The 5,350-nt window shown below is 42.1% G+C and carries 7 protein-coding genes; 2 read left to right on the plus strand and 5 right to left on the minus strand.

Annotated elements, in window-relative coordinates:
- Nucleotides 1-239 precede the first annotated feature (239 nt).
- A complete protein-coding gene (locus tag QZ735_RS02965; protein WP_294243989.1) occupies nt 240-683 on the plus strand; it encodes a carboxymuconolactone decarboxylase family protein in 444 nt (147 codons plus the stop codon).
- Nucleotides 684-962: 279 nt separating this feature from the next.
- Here the strand turns inward: QZ735_RS02965 and QZ735_RS02970 are convergent, their stop codons facing one another.
- From QZ735_RS02970 to QZ735_RS02985, 4 genes are all read right to left on the minus strand, one after another.
- Nucleotides 963-1,427, minus strand: coding sequence for a PPC domain-containing DNA-binding protein (locus tag QZ735_RS02970; RefSeq protein ID WP_294243991.1), 465 nt, complete (start codon nt 1,425-1,427; stop codon nt 963-965).
- 112 nt (nt 1,428-1,539) lie between these two features.
- Nucleotides 1,540-1,827: a putative quinol monooxygenase gene (locus tag QZ735_RS02975; protein ID WP_294243994.1), complete on the minus strand. Its 288-nt coding sequence runs from the start codon at nt 1,825-1,827 to the stop codon at nt 1,540-1,542.
- Between the two features lie 3 nt (nt 1,828-1,830).
- Nucleotides 1,831-2,715 (minus strand): NAD-dependent epimerase/dehydratase family protein, encoded by an 885-nt coding sequence (locus QZ735_RS02980; protein ID WP_294243996.1) that lies wholly within the window; start codon nt 2,713-2,715, stop codon nt 1,831-1,833.
- A 4-nt stretch (nt 2,716-2,719) separates the two neighbouring features.
- Nucleotides 2,720-3,334 carry an NAD(P)H-dependent oxidoreductase gene (locus QZ735_RS02985; protein WP_294243998.1) on the minus strand — a complete coding sequence of 205 codons (615 nt, stop codon included), beginning with the start codon at nt 3,332-3,334 and terminating at the stop codon, nt 2,720-2,722.
- Nucleotides 3,335-3,556: 222 nt separating this feature from the next.
- On the opposite strand from QZ735_RS02985, the gene QZ735_RS02990 reads away from it, so the two are divergent.
- Nucleotides 3,557-4,465 carry a LysR family transcriptional regulator gene (locus QZ735_RS02990; protein ID WP_294244011.1) on the plus strand — a complete coding sequence of 303 codons (909 nt, stop codon included), beginning with the start codon at nt 3,557-3,559 and terminating at the stop codon, nt 4,463-4,465.
- A gap of 117 nt (nt 4,466-4,582) precedes the next feature.
- Here QZ735_RS02990 and QZ735_RS02995 read toward each other — a convergent pair whose 3' ends face one another.
- The gene (locus tag QZ735_RS02995) at nt 4,583-5,017 is read right to left on the minus strand and encodes an acetyltransferase (protein ID WP_294244012.1); all 435 of its coding nucleotides are present in this window, start codon (nt 5,015-5,017) and stop codon (nt 4,583-4,585) included.
- Between the last annotated feature and the right edge of the window lie 333 nt (nt 5,018-5,350).

Raw genomic sequence — 5,350 nt, forward strand, 5'->3', positions numbered from 1 at the left:
CAACCAAATAATCTCTCGCAGATTTTGCAGATTACGCAGATCGAATTTGGAATTCAGCGGTATTAAAATTCGACATCGTCGAATTCCTTGCGCCTTAAAGCATCACATTTGCCATTCCATTTGCGCCTTTGCGCGTCCCAACAACATCAGCCTTGATCAATTTCATTTCTTAAACCGGTTTAAGATTTTTGCCATCTGGAAACGGGAACTTTGCTCCAGAACTTTAAAACAGAATAAAAATGAGTACAAGATTCAAGATGGCTGAGGTGAATGCCCCGGCTTACCAGGCCGGAATAGCAATGGAAAAAGCACTTCAAAACAGTTTTTTAAGCCCAATCCAGAAAGAACTGATCAAGATCAGGGCTTCGCAGATCAACGGCTGTGCCTTTTGTCTGGACATGCACACCAAAGACGCCCTGAAATACGGCGAAACTCCACAACGGATTTTCCTGCTGAATGTCTGGAAGGATGCCCGGGAATTGTATACCGAAGAAGAACAGGTGATGTTAGTCATCGCTGAAGAGGTTACCCTGATCAGCCAGAGCGGATTGTCCGAAGAAACGTATGCAAAAGCAACACAATTTTTTACTGAAACGCAAATTGCCGACATCATCATGGCAGCCGTCACCATCAATATGTGGAACCGGATAGCCATGGCTACACATATGCCGGTTGCAGGATAATTGCTCACCTTGTAAATTGATTTTTGGAATTTGCTCTCGCAAATTAAGCGGATTGCGCAGATTTTTATTCATATTCAGATTTGCCAATTACAGTTTCAGGATATTACAGTTTTAATCAAATTTAAAACAGGTATTCCCTAGTTAAGTGAAGTGACTTTGTTTAACTTAAATCAGTATTAGGATCAGATAAAACTTTGTCTGGCTTACGGTAAATAATCATTGCTGAATGTAATACATCATGAAATTAAAAAGCGCTTCCCGGAAAGAGAAGCGCTTTTGTTATCTGGGGCAGCTAAGCTGAAGGACATTGGCATTCAGCGGCTGTTCTATTTTGCGTTCAAGCTTTTGGTCATTTACGGTAACATAAATTTCCATCGATCCCGTTCCTACATGCAGGGAAAGGATGTGGCCTCCGTAGGCGTTGAATTTATCGTCGGTAGCTACGCCGTGGATGTGAAGGGAGGGACCTTTTTCGTTCCATGCAATCGATCCGGTGAGGCTTCCCATTTCCACTTTGGTGAAGGTTTTCGGATTAAACTTCTTCGCATTAAAATCAAAAAATCCGAAAGTAACATCCGATGCAAAACCAATTCCGGTAAAACTTGCCGAAGGAATATTTTCGGTTTTTGCCATATTTTCAATGTGGGCCAGAACATCATCGCCCTGCCGTAGCACCATCAGGTAGCCTGCCGGGGTTTTGATGTAACGACACTGATCTTTTTGCTGTGCGGTAACGTTGTTCATAAGAATAAAAATTAAAACCGTAAAAATGTTTTTCAATAGGTTCATCTTCAATGGATTTAATAAGTACATGAAATTTCCGCACCAAAAAATGATTGCTTCAGCAATTCAGACTTCAGATGATCTGCGTTAAATAGATCTGTGGCGGTTCCTGCAATTTTTCATTGATCAGATCTCCGAATGCCCTGATATAAGGCTGTTCATTATGAAGGGCCAGCCCGTCCTCGCTTTTCCAGATCTCGTAGAACACGAACTGGTTGCGGTCTTCAATTCCCTGATGGAGCGTGTACTGCTCGTTGGCTTCTTCTTTTATGGTTTCTCGGACCATATTCTGAAGCGTTTCAAGGACTTCTTTGCGATATTTTTCTTTGGCTGTAATAACAGCGGTAAGGTAAATTTTCATAATTTAAATATAATGTTCAATGGATTGATGTTGTGGTTTCCAAAGCAGTTCGGTTCTGGCCTTGTCTGAGCTGCACAGGCTGTTGGAAGCAAAGCCGAAATATCCGCCTGCAGGACCGAAGGTGTCCACCGCTTCCTGAACCGTTACCGATTGTGCCGGCTCCAGCCCGTACTGCTCGCTGATCTTTTCGGCCAGATGTTTTAGCGTTGAGGAGCCGTTTTCTGCGTAATAGATAGACCCGGCTTTTGCCTTTTCCAGGGCCAGAACATATAAATCGGCCAGGTCTTCAATATGAACATTTGACCAGATGTTTTCCCCTTTCCCGAAATAGGTTCCGAATCCTTTCTCTTTTGAAAAACGGATCAGGGCAGGAAGCTGGATGCTGTCTTTTTTCAGGCCCAGACCTTCGCCGTACACCATGGTGGGGACGATAACGATGCTCCTGACATTCTTCCGGGCAGACCGGAGGATATGCTGATTGATGAGAACCCTGGAAGCCATTTCCAGTCGTGGCTGCAGCGGAAAGTCTTCCGTAAATACAAAATCATTTCTTTCGCCGTTCTCCTTTCCGCCGAAAATTGCTGAACCGGACGTGAAAATAAAAGTTTTCCCCGTTCCTTCCAGTGCGTTAACAATACTGTCTGCCGCATAAGCATCATCTGCAGAATCGGCATTATGGATAACAGCATCCACCCCGGAAATTGCTTTCTGTAAAACCGCTTCATCATGGATGCTTCCGAAAATGGTTTCAATTCCGGCTGCGTTAAGCTCTTCTGTATGATCCTCATTGCGTACCAATCCGGTCACGGTATACTGTTTATCCAGCAGCTTTCGGGCTATGGTTCCGCCGATATATCCGGTAATTCCTGTAATCAATATCTTTTTCATATGATTATGCAAAATGAGGTTTCAGTTCTTTTTCAAATAGATTGGAAAGATGCTCCCGGTACCGTTTCATATCACGTTCTACATCGGCGTTCTTTTCGACATCATGAAAATGGAAACTTTCCATCTTTTCCAGCGAAACAAAAGCATTCATCCTGTGGAACCCGAACAGCGGACCGTTGTCCACACTGGTTTCATTAAAGAATTCTCCGGGAAGGGTAAAAGCGGTTTCCGGGGCATTCCAGCTGGTGGTGACCATGTATTTTCTTCCGCCCAGCATTCCCCCGGTTCCGTAATTGATCTCCGGGTTTTCGGAAGTCCTGCCGTCGCTCAGGTAAATTCCTTTGGCATGTCCTGCCGTGAAGACTTCATCGATATATTTTTTCAATCCGTTCGGCAGCTGAAACCACCAGATGGGTGTATGGTAAATGATATAATCTGCCCAGACAAATTTCTGCACTTCTTCATGTTTGTCATATCCCTGATCCACATCCGTGATTCTTACCTCTACTTCATCAAAATTTTTTAGGACTTCCTGAGTGTTTTCTGCGATGGTCCGGTTGTATTTCCCGCCGGAATGGCCGAAGTTTTGGCCACCGTTGATAATCAATACTTTTTTCATTGTCTGATGTTTGTTTTAAATTCAGATGCAAAGGTATCAGCTCATTTACTATCAGAAAAATAATAAAAATCATAGTTAAGTATTATTTAAATGATTTTTAATATAATGTATTGTAAATGAATTTTTTAATTATAGTATAGACTGCGTTAATTGCTTTCATTGGTCTCAAAAATATTATAACTATGTTTATTTAATTACATTTGCATCATAAAAGTAATACCTATGGTTAATCTGGAATGGTACCGGACTTTCAAAGCGATTTACAGAACGGGAACACTTACCGAAGCTGCGGATACCTTGTTTATTTCCCAGCCGGGAGTAAGTTTGCATCTCAGTTCGCTTGAAGCTTACGTCGGGTATAAATTATTCGACCGGACAGGAAGGAAGATGATCCCCACGGAAAGGGGAAAGGTCTTGTTCAATGCAATCTCTGAGCCGTTGACCAAACTGGAAGAGGTGGAAAAGAACTTTCAGAAATCTACTGAAAAGCAGACGCCCACCATCAGTGTCGGAATGTGCTTTGAAACTTTCCAGACGACGCTGGAACAGTATGTCTCAAGCCTGCCCTTCAACCTGATCATCAGTTTCGGGCAATACCGGGAAATGCTCGACCAGCTGGATAAAGGGATTCTGGATTTGATCATTACCCCGAAAAAAGGGATTTCTCCGAATATTATGCATGAAGCATTTTCATCGGAACAGATTATTCTGGTCGGAGGCAAAGATGTTGATGTAAAAGAGTTTGAAAACATTTTAAATGATCAGGGGAGCGAATATGCTGAAGAATGGCTCAGAAATGAAAAATGGTATGGGACCGCCGGGGATATGGAGCATCTTTTCCAGTTCTGGATCCTGAATTTCGGTCACAAGCCGGATTTCCGGCCCAATTATATTGTTCCTAACCTTAATTCCATTGTACGCTGCCTGAAAGGAGGTTCCGGCGTAGCGCTCGTCCCGGATTTTCTATGTAAAAAAGAAATCGAACAAGGAGAAATCCAGCTGATCTGGGAAGGCGGAAAAAAACTGGAAAACACCTTATACTTCGGGTGCCGCAAGAAAACGAATTATCAGCAGGAAATTGATCACATCAAAGGATTGTTCCGGAAAGTGATGGGGAAAGAAGTAGCCTGATTTGAACCTGGAGTAAAAGTCGGATTGAGAGGCTGAAGATGGAAGTATCTTCAGTTAAGGTAATTCTAAATACCAAATGAATAATTTTTAGGGATCAGGATTTACAGAGAGCCATTTTTATAGGCTCATATGGATAACCGGATAAGGTTTTCCGGAACCGTCTTTTTCAGACCTTCCTGATTTTGTGAACCCCATCTTTTCATAAAAGCCGATCGCTTGCGGATTCTGCTCGTTGACATCTACTTTTGTCAGTGATGTAGTTTCTTTCATAAACCGGAACAGCTTTTTTCCAAGGCCTTTCCCGCGGGAATCGTTGTGGATGAAAAGCATTTCCAGGTTTCCGTCAGCAACGGAAGCAAAACCCTGGGGCTGGTCGTCCTTCGTGATAAGATACACGGTTAGATTCGGCAGATATTCATTGGGAATGGCTTGTTTAAAATAATTAAAGTCTTCCTCGGCAAGAAAATCGTGGGTCGCTGTTACGGCAGATTCCCAGATTTCCATAATCCTTGGGTAATCTTCTGAAGTGGCCGGCCGGATCTGATGTTCCATAGTCTGAATTTGTACAAAGGTAAAATTTAAGAATTAAATGCTTTGTCACCGCAAAAACTTAATTTCAAATGAATTTAAAGTAAAAATCAGATTGATTTTGCCAAATTAACCAGATTTTACAGGTAACATCGGTAGAAAAATAAACCGCCTGACCGTAAAACAGGTAGCATAAAATCACAAAATATTACCGAACTTTGTTAATCATCAATCATCAATCATCAATCATCAATCATCAATCAACAATCATCAATCATCAATCATCAATCATCAATCAACAATCATCAATCATCAATTAAATACATCATATGAAACAGAAAACAAACACAGGACAGC

The sequence above is a fragment of the uncultured Chryseobacterium sp. genome (genome assembly GCF_913776365.1).
In the GTDB taxonomy this organism is placed as follows: Bacteria; Bacteroidota; Bacteroidia; order Flavobacteriales; family Weeksellaceae; genus Chryseobacterium.

Coding starts and splice junctions, on each gene's coding strand:
- QZ735_RS02975 (WP_294243994.1), bottom strand. CDS start 1,827: ATGAAAATTTACCTTACCGCTGTTATTACAGCCAAAGAAAAATATCGC.
- QZ735_RS02990 (WP_294244011.1), top strand. CDS start 3,557: ATGGTTAATCTGGAATGGTACCGGACTTTCAAAGCGATTTACAGAACG.
- QZ735_RS02970 (WP_294243991.1), bottom strand. CDS start 1,427: ATGAACAACGTTACCGCACAGCAAAAAGATCAGTGTCGTTACATCAAA.
- QZ735_RS02980 (WP_294243996.1), bottom strand. CDS start 2,715: ATGAAAAAGATATTGATTACAGGAATTACCGGATATATCGGCGGAACC.
- QZ735_RS02995 (WP_294244012.1), bottom strand. CDS start 5,017: ATGGAACATCAGATCCGGCCGGCCACTTCAGAAGATTACCCAAGGATT.
- QZ735_RS02965 (WP_294243989.1), top strand. CDS start 240: ATGAGTACAAGATTCAAGATGGCTGAGGTGAATGCCCCGGCTTACCAG.
- QZ735_RS02985 (WP_294243998.1), bottom strand. CDS start 3,334: ATGAAAAAAGTATTGATTATCAACGGTGGCCAAAACTTCGGCCATTCC.